General features: G+C 58.9%; 14 protein-coding genes and 1 pseudogene. 10 read left to right on the top strand and 5 right to left on the bottom strand.

Features of this window, described 5'->3' with window-relative positions; all coding sequences use genetic code 11:
* Window positions 1-46 precede the first annotated feature (46 nt).
* A complete protein-coding gene (metG, locus tag ACZ89R_RS11485) occupies window positions 47-2,098 on the bottom strand; it encodes a methionine--tRNA ligase (RefSeq protein WP_008069514.1) in 2,052 nt (683 codons plus the stop codon).
* A gap of 255 nt (window positions 2,099-2,353) precedes the next feature.
* Between metG and apbC the strand changes: the two genes are divergently transcribed.
* The gene (gene apbC / locus ACZ89R_RS11480; protein WP_123500752.1) at window positions 2,354-3,448 is read left to right on the top strand and encodes an iron-sulfur cluster carrier protein ApbC; all 1,095 of its coding nucleotides are present in this window, start codon (window positions 2,354-2,356) and stop codon (window positions 3,446-3,448) included.
* 108 nt (window positions 3,449-3,556) lie between these two features.
* Here the strand turns inward: apbC and ACZ89R_RS11475 are convergent, their stop codons facing one another.
* Entirely contained in the window at window positions 3,557-4,315 is a 759-nt protein-coding gene (locus tag ACZ89R_RS11475; protein WP_429545738.1) for an SDR family oxidoreductase, read from the bottom strand.
* Window positions 4,316-4,484: 169 nt separating this feature from the next.
* Between ACZ89R_RS11475 and ACZ89R_RS11470 the strand changes: the two genes are divergently transcribed.
* The 4 genes from ACZ89R_RS11470 to groL all read left to right on the top strand — a co-directional run bounded on the left by ACZ89R_RS11470 (window position 4,485) and on the right by groL (window position 7,993).
* A complete protein-coding gene (locus tag ACZ89R_RS11470; protein WP_429545739.1) occupies window positions 4,485-5,216 on the top strand; it encodes a HugZ family pyridoxamine 5'-phosphate oxidase in 732 nt (243 codons plus the stop codon).
* 66 nt (window positions 5,217-5,282) lie between these two features.
* Window positions 5,283-5,759 (top strand): FxsA family protein, encoded by a 477-nt coding sequence (locus ACZ89R_RS11465; protein WP_123500746.1) that lies wholly within the window; start codon window positions 5,283-5,285, stop codon window positions 5,757-5,759.
* Between the two features lie 247 nt (window positions 5,760-6,006).
* The gene (locus ACZ89R_RS11460; protein ID WP_429545740.1) at window positions 6,007-6,300 is read left to right on the top strand and encodes a co-chaperone GroES; all 294 of its coding nucleotides are present in this window, start codon (window positions 6,007-6,009) and stop codon (window positions 6,298-6,300) included.
* 49 nt (window positions 6,301-6,349) lie between these two features.
* Window positions 6,350-7,993, top strand: a complete 1,644-nt coding sequence (gene groL, locus ACZ89R_RS11455; RefSeq protein WP_008155543.1) for a chaperonin GroEL — start codon at window positions 6,350-6,352, stop codon at window positions 7,991-7,993.
* Window positions 7,994-8,158: 165 nt separating this feature from the next.
* On the opposite strand, the gene ACZ89R_RS11450 is transcribed toward groL, so the two are convergent.
* Window positions 8,159-8,902 carry a phosphatase PAP2 family protein gene (locus ACZ89R_RS11450; protein ID WP_429545741.1) on the bottom strand — a complete coding sequence of 248 codons (744 nt, stop codon included), beginning with the start codon at window positions 8,900-8,902 and terminating at the stop codon, window positions 8,159-8,161.
* Between the two features lie 217 nt (window positions 8,903-9,119).
* Here ACZ89R_RS11450 and colR point away from each other — a divergent pair, with 217 nt between their 5' ends.
* From colR to ACZ89R_RS11425, 5 genes and pseudogenes are all read left to right on the top strand, one after another.
* Window positions 9,120-9,803: a two-component system response regulator ColR gene (gene colR, locus ACZ89R_RS11445; RefSeq protein ID WP_008069526.1), complete on the top strand. Its 684-nt coding sequence runs from the start codon at window positions 9,120-9,122 to the stop codon at window positions 9,801-9,803.
* Window positions 9,793-11,073, top strand: a complete 1,281-nt coding sequence (locus ACZ89R_RS11440) for a sensor histidine kinase (RefSeq protein ID WP_429545742.1) — start codon at window positions 9,793-9,795, stop codon at window positions 11,071-11,073. The genes colR and ACZ89R_RS11440 overlap by 11 nt, the downstream gene beginning before the upstream one ends.
* Before the next feature lie 148 nt (window positions 11,074-11,221).
* A pseudogene (locus ACZ89R_RS11435) lies at window positions 11,222-11,891 on the top strand (class I SAM-dependent methyltransferase).
* A gap of 4 nt (window positions 11,892-11,895) precedes the next feature.
* Window positions 11,896-12,609 (top strand): lipopolysaccharide kinase InaA family protein, encoded by a 714-nt coding sequence (locus ACZ89R_RS11430; RefSeq protein WP_429545744.1) that lies wholly within the window; start codon window positions 11,896-11,898, stop codon window positions 12,607-12,609.
* Between the two features lie 2 nt (window positions 12,610-12,611).
* Window positions 12,612-12,839, top strand: coding sequence for a hypothetical protein (locus ACZ89R_RS11425; protein ID WP_026331876.1), 228 nt, complete (start codon window positions 12,612-12,614; stop codon window positions 12,837-12,839).
* A gap of 142 nt (window positions 12,840-12,981) precedes the next feature.
* Here the strand turns inward: ACZ89R_RS11425 and ACZ89R_RS11420 are convergent, their stop codons facing one another.
* On the bottom strand, window positions 12,982-16,008 hold the full coding sequence (locus tag ACZ89R_RS11420) for a multidrug efflux RND transporter permease subunit (RefSeq protein WP_429375119.1): 3,027 nt from the start codon (window positions 16,006-16,008) through the stop codon (window positions 12,982-12,984).
* Between the two features lie 13 nt (window positions 16,009-16,021).
* Window positions 16,022-17,170, bottom strand: a complete 1,149-nt coding sequence (locus tag ACZ89R_RS11415) for an efflux RND transporter periplasmic adaptor subunit (RefSeq protein ID WP_429545745.1) — start codon at window positions 17,168-17,170, stop codon at window positions 16,022-16,024.
* Window positions 17,171-17,220 lie beyond the last annotated feature (50 nt).

Below are 17,220 nucleotides of genomic sequence, written 5' to 3'. Positions count from 1 at the left end.
CAGTCATGCCAGGCACGACTGTGGGATCGGTCCAGCGGATCGAGCCTTACTTGATGCGCTGACCCGGCTTGGCGCCGCTGTCGGGGCTCAGCAGATAGATTTCTTCACCGCCAGGGCCGGCTGCCATCACCATGCCTTCGGAGATCCCGAATTTCATTTTGCGGGGCTTGAGGTTGGCGATCATCATAGTCAGGCGACCATTGAGCTTGGACGGGTCCGGGTAAGCGCTCTTGATCCCGGAGAACACGTTGCGTTGCTCGTCACCGATGTCCAGGGTCAGGCGCAGCAATTTGTCGGCACCTTCCACGGCTTCGGCCTTGACGATCAGCGCAACGCGCAGGTCTACAGCGGCAAAGGTGTCGAACTCGATCTCTGGCGACAGCGGATCCTTGGCCAGTTCACCGTTGCCGGCGGGCGCAGCTTCGCCGGTGTCGGTTGCGCTGGCGGTCAGGTCTTCTTTCGAGGCGTCGGTCATGGCTTGTACTTTTACCGGGTCGATGCGGGTCATCAACGGTTTGAACTCGTTCAACTGATGGTTGCTGAGCAAGGTCGCGTGATCGTTCCAGGTCAGCGGGGCGACGTTCAGGAACGCCTCGGCATCGGCGGCCAGCAGCGGCAGTACCGGTTTGAGGAAAATCACCAGTTGGCGGAACAGGTTGATGCCCAAGGCGCATATGGCCTGGACTTCATCCTGCTTGCCTTCCTGTTTGTTCAGCGACCACGGCGCCTTGTCGGCGATCCAGGCGTTGGCGCGGTCGGCCAGGCCCATGATTTCGCGCATGGCACGGGCGAAGTCGCGAGCCTCATAGGCATCGGCAATGCTTGGCGCTGCGGCCAAAAAGGCGTCGGTCAGTTCCGGCGCGGCGTTGCCGGCTACCAGTACACCGGCGTTGCCTTTATGGATGAAACCGGCGCAACGGCTGGCGATGTTGACGACTTTGCCAACCAGGTCGGAGTTGACCTTCTGCACGAAGTCTTCGAGGTTCAGGTCCAGGTCGTCGACACCACGGCCAAGCTTGGCGGCGTAGTAGTAGCGCAGGTATTCCGGCGACAGGTGATCCAGGTAAGTCCGCGCCTTGACGAACGTGCCACGGGACTTGGACATCTTCTGGCCGTTGACGGTCAGGTAGCCGTGTACGTTGATGCCGGTCGGTTTGCGGAAACCGGCGCCTTCAAGCATGGCTGGCCAGAACAGGGCGTGGAAGTTGACGATGTCCTTGCCGATGAAATGGTACAGCTCGGCGGTGGAATCCTTGCCCCAGAACGCGTCAAAGTCCAGGTCCGGACGGCGGGCGCAGAGGTTCTTGAAGCTGGCCATGTAGCCGATTGGCGCGTCCAGCCACACGTAGAAATATTTACCCGGCTCGTCGGGAATCTCGAAGCCAAAGTACGGCGCATCGCGGGAAATGTCCCACTGTTGCAGGCCGGCATCCAGCCATTCGGCGATCTTGTTGGCCACGGCCTCTTGCAAAGTGCCGCTGCGGGTCCAGGCTTGCAGCATTTCCTGGAAGTCCGGCAGCTTGAAGAAGAAGTGCTGGGAATCCTTGAGCACCGGCGTGGCACCGGAGATGGCCGATTTCGGATCCTTCAGATCGGTCGGCGCGTAGGTCGCACCGCATTTTTCGCAGTTGTCGCCGTACTGGTCTTCGGTGCCGCATTTCGGGCAGGTGCCCTTGATGAAGCGGTCGGCCAGGAACATTTTCTTTTCCGGGTCGAAGTACTGAGTGATCGAGCGCGTGGCGATGTGCCCGGCGTCGCGCAGCTTCAGGTAGATCTGGCTCGACAGCTCACGGTTTTCTTCGGCGTGAGTGGAGTGGAAGTTGTCGAAGTCCACCAGGAACTCGGCAAAGTCGGCGCTGTGTTCGGCCTGGACGTTGGCAATCAGTTGTTCCGGGGTGATGCCTTCCTTTTCCGCGCGCAACATGATGGCCGAACCGTGGGCGTCGTCGGCGCAGACATAAATGCATTGGTTACCGCGATGCTTCTGGAAGCGCACCCACATATCGGTCTGGATGTATTCCAGCATATGGCCGAGGTGGATCGAACCATTGGCATAGGGCAGGGCGCTGGTGACGAGGATCTTGCGTGGCTCGGACATGGGGCTCGGCTACTTGATGAAACGGAGGTCGGCCACTATAAAGCGCTGGCGCATATTTTTCACCCCGTGAGGTTGTTTCCTCCGATGATCGAATGGGGGATGCCATTAAAAGATCGCAGCCTTCGGCAGCTCCTACAGGGATTGCGCCGAACTTGTAGGAGCTGCCGAAGGCTGCGATCTTTTGAACATCCCGCCAAACCATCAGAACAGGTACGATACGCGCCTGATTTTCCAGTCTTGCTATCGGAGTTGCCCATGAGCGCCGTCAATCGCGCAGCGGTGGAAGCCGTCCTTCGCCAATACACCGACCCTTACCTGAACCAGGACCCGGTCAGCGCCGGATGCGTGCGCGGTATCGACATCCAGGGTGATCGCGTCAGCGTCCAGCTGGAGCTGGGCTATGCCGCCGGTTTGTTCAAAAGCGGCTGGGCGCAGTTGTTGCAACTGGCCATCGAAGGCCTGGACGGCGTCGTCACCGCGCGCGTCGAGATCACCAGTGTGATTGCCGCGCACAAGGCCCAGGCACAGATTCCGGGGTTGGCCAACGTCAAGAACGTCGTGGCTGTGGCGTCCGGCAAGGGTGGCGTGGGCAAGTCCACCACGGCCGCCAACCTGGCGCTGGCGCTGGCTCGCGAAGGCGCCAAAGTCGGGATTCTCGACGCGGATATCTACGGCCCGAGCCAAGGCATCATGTTCGGCATCCCTGAAGGCACCCGACCAAAGGTCAAGGATCAGAAGTGGTTCATTCCGATTGAATCCCATGGCGTCGAAGTGATGTCCATGGCGTTCCTGACCGACGACAACACGCCGATGGTCTGGCGCGGGCCGATGGTTTCCGGCGCCTTGTTGCAACTGGTCACGCAAACGGCCTGGGGCGATCTGGATTACCTGGTCATCGACATGCCGCCAGGCACCGGCGATATCCAGCTGACTCTGGCGCAGAAAGTCCCGGTAGCCGGTGCGGTAATCGTGACCACCCCACAGGATCTGGCATTGCTGGACGCGCGCAAGGGCGTGGAGATGTTCCGCAAGGTCAACATCCCGGTGCTGGGCGTGGTGGAAAACATGGCCGTGCACATATGCTCCAACTGCGGGCATGCCGAGCATCTGTTCGGTGAGGGGGGCGGTGTGAAGCTGGCCAACCAGTACGGTGTCGAACTGTTGGCTTCGTTGCCACTGTCGATGCTGATCCGCGAACAGGCCGATGGCGGCAAGCCAACGGTGATCGCCGAGCCGGACAGCCAGATCGCGATGGTTTACCAGGAACTGGCCCGCCATGTCGGCGCGCGGATTGTGTTGCAGGAAGCGGCGACGCCAGCGATGCCGAACATCACCATCAGCGACGATTGATTCGCTGAAAAGATCGCAGCCTCGCTTCGCTCGACAGCTCCTACATGGATAGGCTTACACTTGTAGGAGCTGTCGAGCGAAGCGAGACTGCGATCTTTTGATCTTGCTTTAAATCCGCAACCCGCCATCCAATTCCAGAATCCGACCGGTGTAGTAGTCGTTCTCGAAAATGTAGGCGGCCGACTGGGCAATCTCTTCGGGTTTGCCCATGCGCTTGAGCGGAATCCCGGACGTCATTTTCTCCAGCGCTTCCGGTTTCATGCTCAGGGTCATCTCGGTTTCGATGAAACCCGGGGCAATGCCCGCCACGCGAATGCCGTAGCGTGCCAGTTCCTTGGCCCAGGTCACGGTCGCCGCAGCGACACCGGCCTTGGCCGCGGAGTAGTTGGTCTGGCCAACGTTGCCGGCGCGCGAAATCGACGAGATATTGATGATCGTGCCGCTATTTTGCAGCTCGACCATTTTTGCCGCGACTTCACGGGTGCACAGGAACACACCGGTCAGATTGACGTCGATGACTGCCTGCCATTGGGCCAGGCTCATCTTGGTCATTTCGCCGTCCTTGACCTTCAGCAGCAGGCCATCGCGCAGAATGCCGGCATTGTTGATCAGGCCATGGATCGCGCCGAAATCGTCTGCCACCTGGGCGACCATATGGGTCACTTGCTCTTCATCGGCGACGTTGCACAGGTAGGCACGAGCCTCGACACCCTTGGCTTTGCAAGCCGCGACGGCAGCGTCGAGTTTTTCCTGATTCAAGTCCACCAGCGCCAGCTTCGCGCCTTTGCCTGCGAGATACTCGGCCATGGAGCGGCCTAAACCCTGGCAACCGCCGGTGATAATGATTACTTTGTCAGTGAGTTGCATTCGCATAGCCCCATAGCAGTTCGGAGTGGTTTTCCTTCTATTCTAGAGAGCCTCTCGATCTGAGCCTGATATGGCCTGGCTGCACATGAGAACTGCCCCTATGGCGTGCTGGAACTTTACCCAGGCGCCTGTCCGTTTTTTTGACGGATTCTATATAAGGAGTCATAAATTGAGCGTTGTAGTGGCTAAGCATGCCCGAGAATTGCTTCTCAAGGAATACCGTGGAGTGCTCTCGACGCACTCCAAAGCGATGCCCGGTTTTCCGTTTGGCTCCGTGGTTCCCTACTGCCTGGATGAGCAGGGCCGGCCGCTGATCCTTATCAGCCGCATCGCTCAGCACACTCACAACCTGCAGAAAGATCCGAAATGTTCGCTGCTGGTGGGTGAGCGTGAAGCCGAAGACATACAAGCCGTTGGTCGCCTGACTTACCTCGCCGAGGCAGAAAAGCTTCAAGACCCCGCTGCTATCGAGGCGGCCGCCGAGCGTTACTACCGCTATTTCCCCGATTCGCAGAACTATCACAAGGCCCATGATTTCGATTTCTGGGTGCTCAACGAGGTACGTCACCGCTACATCGGTGGCTTTGGCGCGATCCACTGGATCGATCAGTTGACCCTCGCCAACCCGTTCTCCGGCAAGGCCGAAGTGAGCATGGTCGAGCACATGAATGCCGATCACGCCAAAGCCATCGCCCACTACGTCGAGCTGGCGGGGCTACCGAAAACTGCACCGGCGCAATTGGCCGGCATCGACACCGAAGGCATGCACTTGCGCATCGGTCAGGGACTTTACTGGCTACCGTTTCAAACGCCCTGTAATACGCCGACACAAGTCCGGGAAGCCTTGGTTTTCCTGGCTCACGCCGAGCATTGGCCGAAAAATGAAGTGGCCGACGCTTGAATTCACGAAACGGCGACGTCATCTAAGGAAAACTGGCAAGGTATTCTTGCGTTGAGGAACCATTTGATGCGCCCTTTTTTGTTGCTCTTTGTACTGTTCCCGGTGTTGGAGCTGTTCGTATTCGTCAAGGTCAGCGGGGCGATCGGGTTTTTCCCGGCCCTGCTGCTGGTTATTCTCGGCTCGATGCTCGGCGTGTTCGTGCTGCGCATCGCCGGTCTGGCTACTGCGCTGCGCGCCCGTGAAAGCCTGAACCGCGGCGAGCTGCCGGCCCAGACCATGCTCGAAGGCCTGATGCTGGCCCTGGCTGGCGGTCTGTTGATCCTGCCGGGCTTCGTCACCGACGTGCTGGGCCTGATCATGTTGCTGCCGATCTCTCGTCGACTGCTGGCCAACAAAATGCGTCTGCGCGCCGAGGAACAAGCGATGCGTCAGCGTGCGTTCGCCGATGACCTTCAGCCACGGGGCGGTCCTGCTCCGCAGCAGCCACTGGGCCGTGAGCCCAATGTGATCGAAGGCGAGTTCGAACACCGCGATTCCAAGTAACACTTCCATCGACACGGCACCTTCGGGTGCCGTGTTCATTTTCAGGGCATTGAGATAAAAATTTTTCGCTCCCCGCCCTTGAAATAAGCTTGTGCGCCCTTATGTAACGGTCACCGCAAGGTTTCTGGCAATTGCGCCAGACAGACTTCCGCGGTTCGCTTGACGAACCGCACCCGGCGCCGCCGGATTTGTTAAACCCGCCGGGACTACACCGGCCGATGAAAACCACAATTAGGAGAGATCGACAATGAAGCTTCGTCCTCTGCATGACCGCGTCGTCATCCGTCGCAGCGAAGAAGAAAAGAAAACCGCTGGCGGTATCGTCCTGCCAGGTTCGGCTGCTGAAAAGCCAAACCAGGGTGAAGTCCTCGCTGTAGGCCCAGGCAAAGTGCTGGACAACGGTGAAGTGCGTGCGCTGGCCGTGAAAGTGGGTGACAAGGTTGTGTTCGGCCCTTACTCCGGCAGCAACACTGTGAAAGTCGACGGCGAAGACCTGGTGATCATGGCTGAGAACGAGATTCTCGCTGTTGTCGAAGGCTGATTCCCCGCTCATTTTCCCGCTACTACAAAGTATTTAAGGAATATCGATCATGGCTGCTAAAGAAGTTAAATTCGGCGATTCCGCCCGCAAGAAAATGCTCGCCGGTGTCAACGTCCTGGCTGACGCAGTAAAAGCGACCCTGGGCCCTAAAGGCCGTAACGTGATCATCGAGAAAAGCTTCGGCGCTCCGACCATCACCAAGGACGGCGTTTCCGTTGCCAAAGAAATCGAGCTGAAAGATCGCTTCGAAAACATGGGCGCGCAGCTGGTCAAAGACGTTGCCTCCCGTGCCAACGATGACGCAGGCGACGGCACCACCACCGCTACCGTTCTGGCTCAATCGATCGTCAATGAAGGCCTGAAAGCCGTCGCTGCCGGCATGAACCCGATGGACCTGAAGCGCGGTATCGACAAAGCCACCATCGCCATCGTCAAAGAGCTCAAAGCCCTGTCCAAGCCTTGCGCTGACACCAAGGCCATCGCTCAGGTCGGCACCATCTCGGCCAACTCCGACAGCTCCATCGGCGACATCATTGCCGAAGCCATGGAAAAAGTCGGTAAAGAAGGCGTGATCACCGTTGAAGAAGGCTCGGGCCTGGAAAACGAACTGTCGGTTGTTGAAGGCATGCAGTTCGACCGTGGCTACCTGTCCCCGTACTTCGTCAACAAGCCAGAGACCATGACCGCCGAGCTGGACGGTCCGCTGATCCTGCTGGTCGACAAAAAGATCTCGAACATCCGCGAAATGCTGCCAGTACTGGAAGCCGTTGCCAAAGCCGGCCGTCCACTGCTGATCGTGGCCGAAGACGTTGAAGGCGAAGCCCTGGCGACTCTGGTTGTGAACAACATGCGTGGCATCGTTAAAGTCGCAGCCGTCAAGGCTCCAGGCTTCGGCGACCGTCGCAAGGCCATGCTGCAGGACATCGCTGTTCTGACTGGCGGTACCGTTATCTCCGAAGAGATCGGTCTGAGCCTGGAAAGCACTACCCTGGAACACCTGGGTAATGCCAAGCGCGTGATCCTGTCCAAAGAAAACACCACCGTGATCGACGGTGCCGGCGTTGAGGCTGACATCCAGGCTCGCGTTCTGCAGATCCGTCAGCAAGTGGCTGATACTTCGTCCGACTACGACCGTGAAAAACTGCAAGAGCGTCTGGCCAAACTGTCCGGCGGCGTTGCAGTGATCAAGGTTGGCGCTGGTTCCGAAGTTGAAATGAAAGAGAAGAAAGCCCGCGTTGAAGACGCCCTGCACGCTACCCGTGCAGCCGTTGAAGAAGGCGTGGTACCTGGCGGCGGCGTGGCACTGGTTCGCGCTCTGCAGGCTATCTCCGAGCTCAAAGGCGACAACGATGACCAGAACGTTGGCATCCAGTTGCTGCGTCGCGCTGTTGAAGCGCCACTGCGTCAGATCGTTGCCAACTCCGGCGACGAGCCAAGCGTAGTAGTCGACAAGGTCAAGCAGGGTTCGGGTAACTACGGTTACAACGCTGCTACCGGCGAATACGGCGACATGATCGAAATGGGTATCCTGGACCCGGCTAAAGTGACTCGTTCGGCTCTGCAAGCGGCTTCGTCGATTGCCAGCCTGATGATCACCACCGAAGCCATGATCGCTGAGATCAAGGAAGACGGCCCAGCTGGCGGCGGCATGCCAGACATGGGCGGTATGGGCGGCATGGGCGGCATGATGTAAGCCAGCCTTACCCCGTACATAAAAACCCCGCCGGCGTTAAGCCGGCGGGGTTTTTTATTGCCCGTCTTAATATCAACCTCAAAAGATCTCAGCCTTCGGCAGCTCCTACATGTGGACACATCACCCTGTAGGAGCTGCCGAAGGCTGCGATCTTTTGATCTTTCTTCAGGCGCTGACCGGTTCTGCCTCACTTTCCCGCTCAACCTTGGAAGCCGGTCGATAAAGGATGTAGTAATACGCCCCCAAACAAATCAACCAGCAGAAAATCGCCGTCCACACGTTGTGCGAAAAGAAGTGCGCACCCTGCATCATCCGGCTGATGGAAAACACCGAACCCAACGCGAAGGCAAAGATAAACGCCATGCGTGCAAGACGCGGGCGACGGTCGCGCAACACGAAGAACAGTGCGAACAACGTGAAACCGGTTGCCGCATGGCCACCCGGCCAGCAGCGGCCCGGCTTGTCGGTGTGCGGGCGAGGGCTGAGCAGTTCGCTGTAGGTTTCGTGCCCGCCGAATTGCTCCAGGCTCCATGGGCATTGCACCGCCGTCACCGCTTTGACCGGGGTGACGAACGAGGTTGCCAGTGCCAGAGACAACACCAGGCAACCCAGTTCACGCTTGAATGGTTTGAGCCTGTCCATGAAAAAGGAACCGATGAAGCCCAGAATGGCGAACACCGAGAAGGCGATGACCACTTGCTTGGCCCGGTCATGCAGGATGTTTTCCAGGAAGTAACTGTGCCGCCCTATGAACTCGCCTGCCACTGGGTCATAGAACCGCTTGGCAAGGTCCATGTCCAGGGAGGTCAGTTCGAGCAACAGCAGGGTGATCGCCGCAATGGCGGGCACTCCCAGGCATAGCCAGGCATTCAGTGGCCTGGAAGCGGGGCGGGCAGCGGTCGAAGCCATGGCAATTCCTTGGTGGGTGAAATGTTCTGAAGAGCACAACCGCGGGAGTCTGAACACGCCTCTGTCGTCAGCCTGTGAATCGATGGTGAAAAAGTTGTTAAGGCCGTTTCAGGTTTTTTTTGTCGGATTTACCCCTGCACGCCACCCTATCCCTGAGCCACACTTGGCCTTAAGCTGCGCGCCAAGACAGCCGTTACTGTGTACGGAGGAGGTGCCGATGCGAATTCTATTGGTTGAAGACAACCGCGATATCCTGGCCAATCTGGCCGATTATCTGGGGCTCAAGGGTTACACCGTGGATTGCGCGCAGGACGGTTTGTCGGGCCTGCACCTGGCGGCCACCGAGCATTACGATTTGATCGTGCTCGATATCATGCTGCCCGGCATCGACGGCTACACCCTGTGCAAACGTCTTCGCGAAGACGCCCGCCGCGACACGCCAGTGATCATGCTCACTGCCCGCGATCAACTGGATGACCGTTTGCAAGGCTTCAAATCCGGTGCAGACGACTATTTGATCAAACCCTTTGCCCTGTCCGAACTCGCCGCGCGGATCGAGGCGGTCATGCGCCGTGCCCAAGGGGGCGGTCGCCGTGCCTTGCAGGTAGGCGATCTGAGCTACGACCTCGATACCCTGGAAGTGACGCGCGAAGGCCGCCTGTTGAAACTCAACCCGGTGGGCCTGAAGCTGCTGGCTGTGTTGATGCAGAAAAGCCCCCATGTGTTACGCCGCGAGGTCCTCGAGGAAGCCCTGTGGGGCGATGACTGCCCGGACAGCGACAGCCTGCGCAGCCACGTCCATCAACTGCGTCAGGTGATCGACAAGCCGTTCGACAAGCCCTTACTGCACACGGTGCATGGCGTCGGTTATCGCTTGGCCGAGGGCCGTGATGGAGTTTAAACAGAGCCTTGCGCAACGGATCATCATCGCCTTTGCGTTGATGAGCGCGCTGGTGGCGGGAGCCTTCGCCATGGGCATTGTGGCGACCGTGCACCTGATGGAAGAGAAACTGATTTCGGCAGGTCTGGGCGGCGATTTGCAACGCCTGTTGCTGATGGACAGCGTGTCGGACTGGAGCCACCGTCCCGAGCCGGACCAGCTGTTCTATTTCAGCGGCGGCCCGGGCGACTTCGAATTACCCAAGGATTTGCGGCACCTGGACTCAGGCTTTCATGAAGTCTTTCGCGAGCAGCTGTCATATCACGCGATGGTTGAAATCGTTGACGGTCGGCGTTACGTGCTGATGCAGGACCAGAGCGATTTCGAAGAGCGTGAGCGGGTGCTGTTTGCCGTGGTGCTGGTGGGTTTCGTACTGAGCCTGGCATTGGCGGTATTTCTGGGCTGGGTGCTGGCCCGCAAGGTCATGGCGCCGGTGGTGCGACTGGCCCGTCAGGTGCGTCATCGCGATCAATTGCTGGGCCTGGCGCCGCCACTGGCGCCGGACTATGCCGCCGATGAAGTGGGCGAGCTGGCCGTGGCCTTCGACGCCACCCTTGGGCGTTTGCGTCAAGCATTGACCCGTGAGCGATTGTTCACCAGTGACGTCAGTCACGAGCTGCGCACGCCGTTGATGGTGTTGGCCAGTTCCTGTGAACTGTTGCTGGAAAACCCTGGTATCGATCAGCGCGGCCGTGCTCAGGTGGAGCGAATTGCCCGTGCGTGTGCCGAGATGCGCGAGCTGGTGCAAACCTTCCTCATGCTGGCTCGCGCTCAACATGAAGACGCCAGCATGGCTCCCCAGCAGACCCTGAGCCAAGTGGCCGACGGGCTACTTTCTCAATGGCGCGAGCCGATCGAAGCCAAGGACCTGACGCTGAACTTTGAGCCGGGCAATCCGCCGGACACCCGCTATAACGCGACCCTTTTGCATGCGGTGATGGGCAACCTGTTGCGTAATGCGCTGCATTACACCGAGCACGGTTACATTCGCCTCGCCCTGACGGATACAGGGTTCGTGGTCGAGGACAGTGGAGTCGGCATTCCCGAGGAAAAACGCGAGGCGATGTTCGAGCCTTTCGTACGCGGCAACGAGAAACGCGGCGAGGGCCTGGGGCTGGGGCTATCGCTGGTGCAACGGATTTGCGAGAACCAGGGCTGGAACGTCAGCCTGACCAACATGGAACCCAATGGTTGCCGCTTTCAGGTGGATTTGAGTCCGTCTTTGATCTGAAGGAAAAACGAAAAGATCCTGAATTGGCCCTGTAAAACCCTGAAATAATTCCGGGTTTTACATGACAATTTTTTCACAAAGGCACGACCTGACACTGACACGACGCAACTTAAGGTGGTGGTCATCAGAAGTTCAGGAGACTGCAGTGATGGCTCGCCCGATCAAACTCGATTTTTCCGAAAAGTACGACGATCAACACGCCCAGAAATATTTGCGCAAGCATCAGGAAGGTCCCAGCCGCCGACTGTCCCACTGGCGTGACGAACAACTGGCGCGAAAAGCGCTGACCCTGGCCAGTGAGCCTGGGTTAGTCCTCGATTTGCCGTGCGGTGCGGGGCGTTTCTGGCCGCTGCTGGCGGAGAAACACAACCGTATCATCATTGGGGCCGACAACTCGGAGTCCATGTTGAAGACTGCCATGCAGGCACAACCCGCCGACGTGGTGAAACGGGTACAAACCCTTGCACACATCTGCATTCGACATTGCCTTGCCCGATAACGCCGTCGACAGCATCTTCTGCATGCGCTTGCTCCATCACATCGGTAAAGCCGAGCATCGACTGGCCATTCTGCGTGAATTCGAGCGCGTCACCCGTGACAGCGTGATTGTTTCGTTGTGGGTAGACGGCAATTTCAAGGCCTGGAAACGCAGGCGTGCCGAGGAAAGGCGTGTGCAGGGGGGTTACCAGAATCGATTTGTGTTACCGGCCGCCACGGTTGAAAAAGAATTCGAGCAGGCGGGTTTTCGGATCCAGGAACAACTGGATTTTTTACCGCTTTATGCCATGTGGCGGGTATACGTATTACGCAAGAGGTAACAAGATGGCCATGCAATGTGCAGCACAAACAGAAGTGGCTTCTCAGGACTGCTTCGACTACTTCTGGAACCTGCGCGGTGAATGGGTAGAAGAACCCAATGTCCGTCGCGGTGGCGAAAGTGGCGTGCAGCGCGTTATGGGCAGTAATGGACAGCTGCTCTATACCAAGCGTCAAACCGGGCATATCTATCGCAGCGCGTTACACCCGTTCGGCCGGCCGACGGTGTTGCGCGAGCGCGATGCGCTCATTGGCCTGCGTCTGCTCGACGTTCGTGTTCCGGAAATCGTTTTCTGCGGGGCGCAGCGCGATCCCGTACACAAATGGCGCGCATTGCTGGTTACCAAGTCCCTGGATGGCTTTGGGGAAATCCAACACTGGTATGCCGGTGGCGGTCGCGAGCGTTACGGTGAGGCGGTGCACGATCGCGTGTTGAAGGATCTGGCCGACAACCTGGCCCGCATGCACAAGGGCCGTTGGCAACACGGCTGTATCTACATCAAGCATGTATTCGTGAGGGTCACCGGCGAAGGCGAGTCAGCCAAGGTCGAGGTGGCGTTGATCGATCTGGAAAAATGTCGGCAGCGCTTGACCCCCCATCAAGCGGCGGCCCATGACCTGAAGCAACTGCGTCGCCACTCGTCGTTCAGCGATACGGACTGGAAAAAACTCGTCTATTTTTATGAGACGGCGTTTGGCAGCGCTATCAAAGGCTTATAACAATGAAACTCGAAATTGCACGAGGTTTGTTTTTAGCCGGAGCCTTGGCAGTTGCTTCATTGGCGGTGGCTGCCTGGGAGCAACCCCGCACGCAAGTCCTCAGCTCCGTGCACGGTGACGCGCATTGTCCGTTGCCCCGGGTTGCCAAGGCACCCGTGGCCACTCAACCCGATCATGATTTGTTACTGTTCATGTTCGGACTTTCTCAGGGACTGAGGCCACAGAGTTGAACAGATTGAAGCCCAAGTAAAAGGCCTCGCAGTTGCGAGGCCTTTTATTTTTTGATAATCAAAAGATCGCAGCCTTCGGCAGCTCCTACAGGGAGCACGCCATCCCAATGTAGGAGCTGCCGAAGGCTGCGATCTTTTGACGTCAAGGTTTATCGGGCTTGGCCAGCAACGTGTAGATGCACGGCAACACAAACAACGTGAACAGCGTCCCGATCGACATCCCCGTCGCGATCACCGTGCCGATGTCGAACCGGCTGACCGCACCCGCGCCCGTGGCGATGATCAACGGCACCATGCCGAACACCATCGCCGCCGTGGTCATCAATACCGGACGCAGACGAATGGCCGCCGCTTCCTCCACCGCTTCGCGAGGTGACAGGCCCTTCTCCTTGCGTAGCTGGTTGGCGAACTCGACGATCAGGATCCCGTGCTTGCTGATCAGCCCGATCAACGTCACCAATCCCACCTGGGTATAGATGTTCATGCTCGACCAGCCAAGGAACAGCGGGATCAATGCGCCACAGATCGACAGCGGCACGGTGACCAGAATCACCAGTGGGTCGCGGAAGCTTTCGAACTGGGCTGCCAGCACCAGGAAGATGATCGCCAGCGCCAGGGCGAAGGTGACCCATAGCGCGCTGCCTTCCTGAACGTATTGCCGTGATGCGCCGGCATAGTCGACGGCATAACCCGCCGGCGCTTCTTCCCGGGCGATCTGGCGCACGGTGTCGATGGCTTCACCCATGCTGACCAGCGGGACCCCGGAAAGAATTGCCGAGTTGAGTTGCTGGAACTGGTTCAACTGACGCGGTCGCGCCCGGTCGGTCACGGTGATCAGGGTCGACAGGGGCAGCAATTCGCCCTTGGTGTTCTTGACGTAATAATGGTTCAGCCAGTCGGGGTTATCCCGGAAGGGCCGTTCCACCTGGGCAATGACTTTATAGCTGCGACCTTCGATGGTGAAACGGTTGATCTCCGCTTCACCCAGCAACGTTGCGAGGGTGCCGCCCAGGTCCTGCATCGACACACCCATTTGTGCAGCCTTGGCGCGATCGATATCCACCACGACTTCGGGTTTGTCGAAGGCCAGGTCGACGTCGACGAAGGCGAATTTGCCGGACTCCATCGCCCTTTTTTTCACCCGGTCCGTCACTTCCAGCAATGACTCGTAGGTGTTGGCCGAGTTGATCACGAATTGAAACGGCAAGCCTTCACCGGTACCCGGCAGGGAAGGCAGGTTGAAGCCGAAGATTTGTAACCCGGGGATACTCTCCAGCTTGCTTTGGACCTCGGGGAGGATCTGCATCTGGGTCCGGTCGCGTTCGTTCCAGGGTTTGAGCAGGAAGCCGCCGATCCCCGATTGCACGCCGTTGAAGCCGTTGATCTGGAACGAGGAGTAGTACTCGGGGAACTCCTTGAAAATCGCGAGGAACTCGTCGGTGTAGGTGTTCAGGTAGTCGAGGTTGGCCGGCTGCGGGGCACTGGCCATCATGAAGATGACGCCCTGGTCCTCGTCCGGCGCCAGTTCCGATTGGGTGAATTTGAGCAGGACCGGAATCAGGCAGAGCACGATCACCGCGAACACCAGCACCACCGGCCGGGTATTGAGGGTGCCATGAAGCACACTCTGGTAGCGGCGCTTGAGGCCTTCGAAGATCACGTCCAGGCGATGGGCCAGGCCGGTAGGGTTTTCATCGTGGCGCAGCAGCAGGGCGCACATCATCGGCGACAGTGTCAGGGCAACAACGCCGGAAATCACCACCGCCCCGGCCAGGGTCAGGGCGAACTCTTTGAACAGCGCTCCCGTCAGGCCGGTCAGGAAGCCGATCGGCGCATAGACCGCCGCCAGGGTAATGGTCATCGACACCACCGGCATGGCGATTTCCGCAGCACCTTCAAGCGCGGCATCCAGCGGTGTCTTGCCTTCTTCAATGTGCCGATGGATGTTTTCCACCACCACGATGGCATCGTCCACCACCAGCCCGATGGCCAATACCATCGCCAGCAAGGTCAGCAGGTTGATCGAGTACCCCATCAGCTGCATGAAGAACATCACGCCGATCATCGACAGCGGAATGGTGACTACCGGGATCACCACCGAGCGCAGGGCGCCGAGGAACAGGAACACCACCACGATCACGATCAGCACCGCTTCGAACAGGGTTTTCACCACTTCGTCGATAGACGCTTGAATGAACAGCGTGGCGTCGTAGGCGATTTCACCTTTCAGGTTCGGCGGCAGCTGGGCTTCCAGCTCCGGCATGATCTTGCGCACTTCCCTGATCACATCCAGCGGGTTGGCGCCTGGCGTAGCCTTGATACCGATGTACACCGAGGGGGTGCCGCCAAAAGAGCTGATGGTGTTGTAGTTCTCCGCGCCCATCTCGACCCGCGCCACGTCCCGCAGCAGTACGCGGCTGTCGCCATCGACCTTGAGCGGGATCGCGCCAAAGGCTTCGGCGGATTTGAGTTCGGTGTTGGCGTTGATGCTAGTGACCACATACTCGCCTTTCACTTCGCCGGCGGCGGAGAGGAAGTTGTACTGGCGCACTGCGTTGGTCACATCGCTGGCGCTCAGGCCGTAACCGGCGAGTTTCACCGGGTCCAGCCACAGGCGCATGGCGAATACCTGGTTGCCAAGAATCTCGGCTTCGGCCATGCCCGGCAGGGTCGCCAGTTTCGGCTGGATGACCCGTGACAGGTAATCGGTGATCTGCGGATTGCTCAGTTCGTCGCTGAAGAAGCTGATGTACATCAGCGCCGAAGCGTCGGCGGCTTCCTTGCTCAGCACCGGGTCTTCGGCGTCCTGGGGCAGCTGGTTCTTCACCTCGTTGGCCTTGGCCAGCAGTTCGGTGAACAAGCGGTCGCTATTGGAACCGATGCGAGCGTAGATCGAGATCACCGAGAAGTTCTGGCGACTGACCGACGTCATGTAGTCAATGCCTTCGGCGCTGGCCAGGCTCTGCTGCATCGGTTGGGTGATGTAACCCTGGATGGTTTCGGCGTTGGCCCCGGGGTAAGCGGTGGTCACCGTGATCAGGGCGTTTTCCATTTGCGGGTATTGGCGCAGTGGTAACTTGCTCCAGGCCTGGAAGCCCAGCAGCACAATCAACAGGCTGACCACGGTGGCGAGCACCGGGCGGCGGATGAACGGGTCGGTAAAAGCCATGGGGATTCCTTGATCAGTCAGCGCGCGGCTGACTGCTCTTCTCGGCTAGGGTCTTGTCGTCGCTGATGGCAATGTGCGCGCCGTGGTCCAGTTTGATCTGGCCCCCCGTGACCACTTTTTCGCCGTTCTGCACGCCTTTGGTGATCATGACCATTCCGTCGCGGCGCTCGCCGGTTTCGATGAAGCGCCGCTCGGCGATCAAAATCGGCTCGCCCTTGTCGTCTTTTTCGAGGCTGCCGTCTTCGGCCTTTTTCTGCGCGACGACGTACAGCGAGTTGCCATAAAGGGTGTAGGTGATCGCGCTTTCCGGCACGACGATGCGTGGCTGCGGATCGGGCAACATCACCTGCAGACTGGCGAACATCCCCGGCAGCAGTTTGTCATCGGGGTTGGCCAGGGTTGCGCGCACCAGCACGTTGCGGGTGCTGCTCTCGACCTTCGGGTTGATCGCACTGATAGTGCCGGGGAAACTCTCTGTCGGGTACGCCGAGACAATGACTTGTACCGGTTGGCCGAGGGCTATTTTCGGTACCGATTGTTCGGGCACAAAGAAGTCGACGTAGAGGCTGCTGATGTCTTGCAGGGTGGCGATCATCGTGCCGCTGGCCACGTAGTCGCCGACGTCTACCTGACGAATGCCGATGGTGCCGCTGAACGGGGCGAGGATGCGTTTTCTCTCCAGTGCCGCCTTGAGCTGATTGACGGTGGCACGGCTCTTTTGCAACACCGCCGAGAGTCGGTCGAACTCGCCTTTGGAAATGGCCTGGCTGCCCACCAATTGGCTACCGCGACCGTAATCCAGTTGCGCCAGTCCCAGGTCGGCTTGAGCGGTTGCCAGCAGGGCCGTTTCAACGGCGGTGTCGAGTTGCAGAATCGGCTGACCGGCCTTGACCTTCTGCCCTGACTCGAACTGTACCTCCTTGACGGTGCCGGCGATCTCCAGGCTCAGGTCGACCCCTTGCAGCGCCGTGAGGGTGCCGACCGTTGGCAAACGGCTTTGCCACGGACGTTCGGTGGCGGTGGCCACGGCGACACTTATCGGCGGTTTCGGCGCGGAGAAGCCTTGCATCATCGTGTAGATGGAGAAGGCTTTGTAACCGGCCAGGGCCAGCACGATTAGCAGGACAACACCCAACATGATCAGCATGCGGCGACGCAGCATATTTCCATTTCCTTGGAGAAAATCAGGTGAGACAGGCGGGAACATTACTC

The organism is Pseudomonas sp. TE3728 (genome assembly GCF_056279145.1).
Note: the sequence above shows the minus strand (reverse complement) of the source record. Positions and strands in the feature narration are given on the sequence as shown.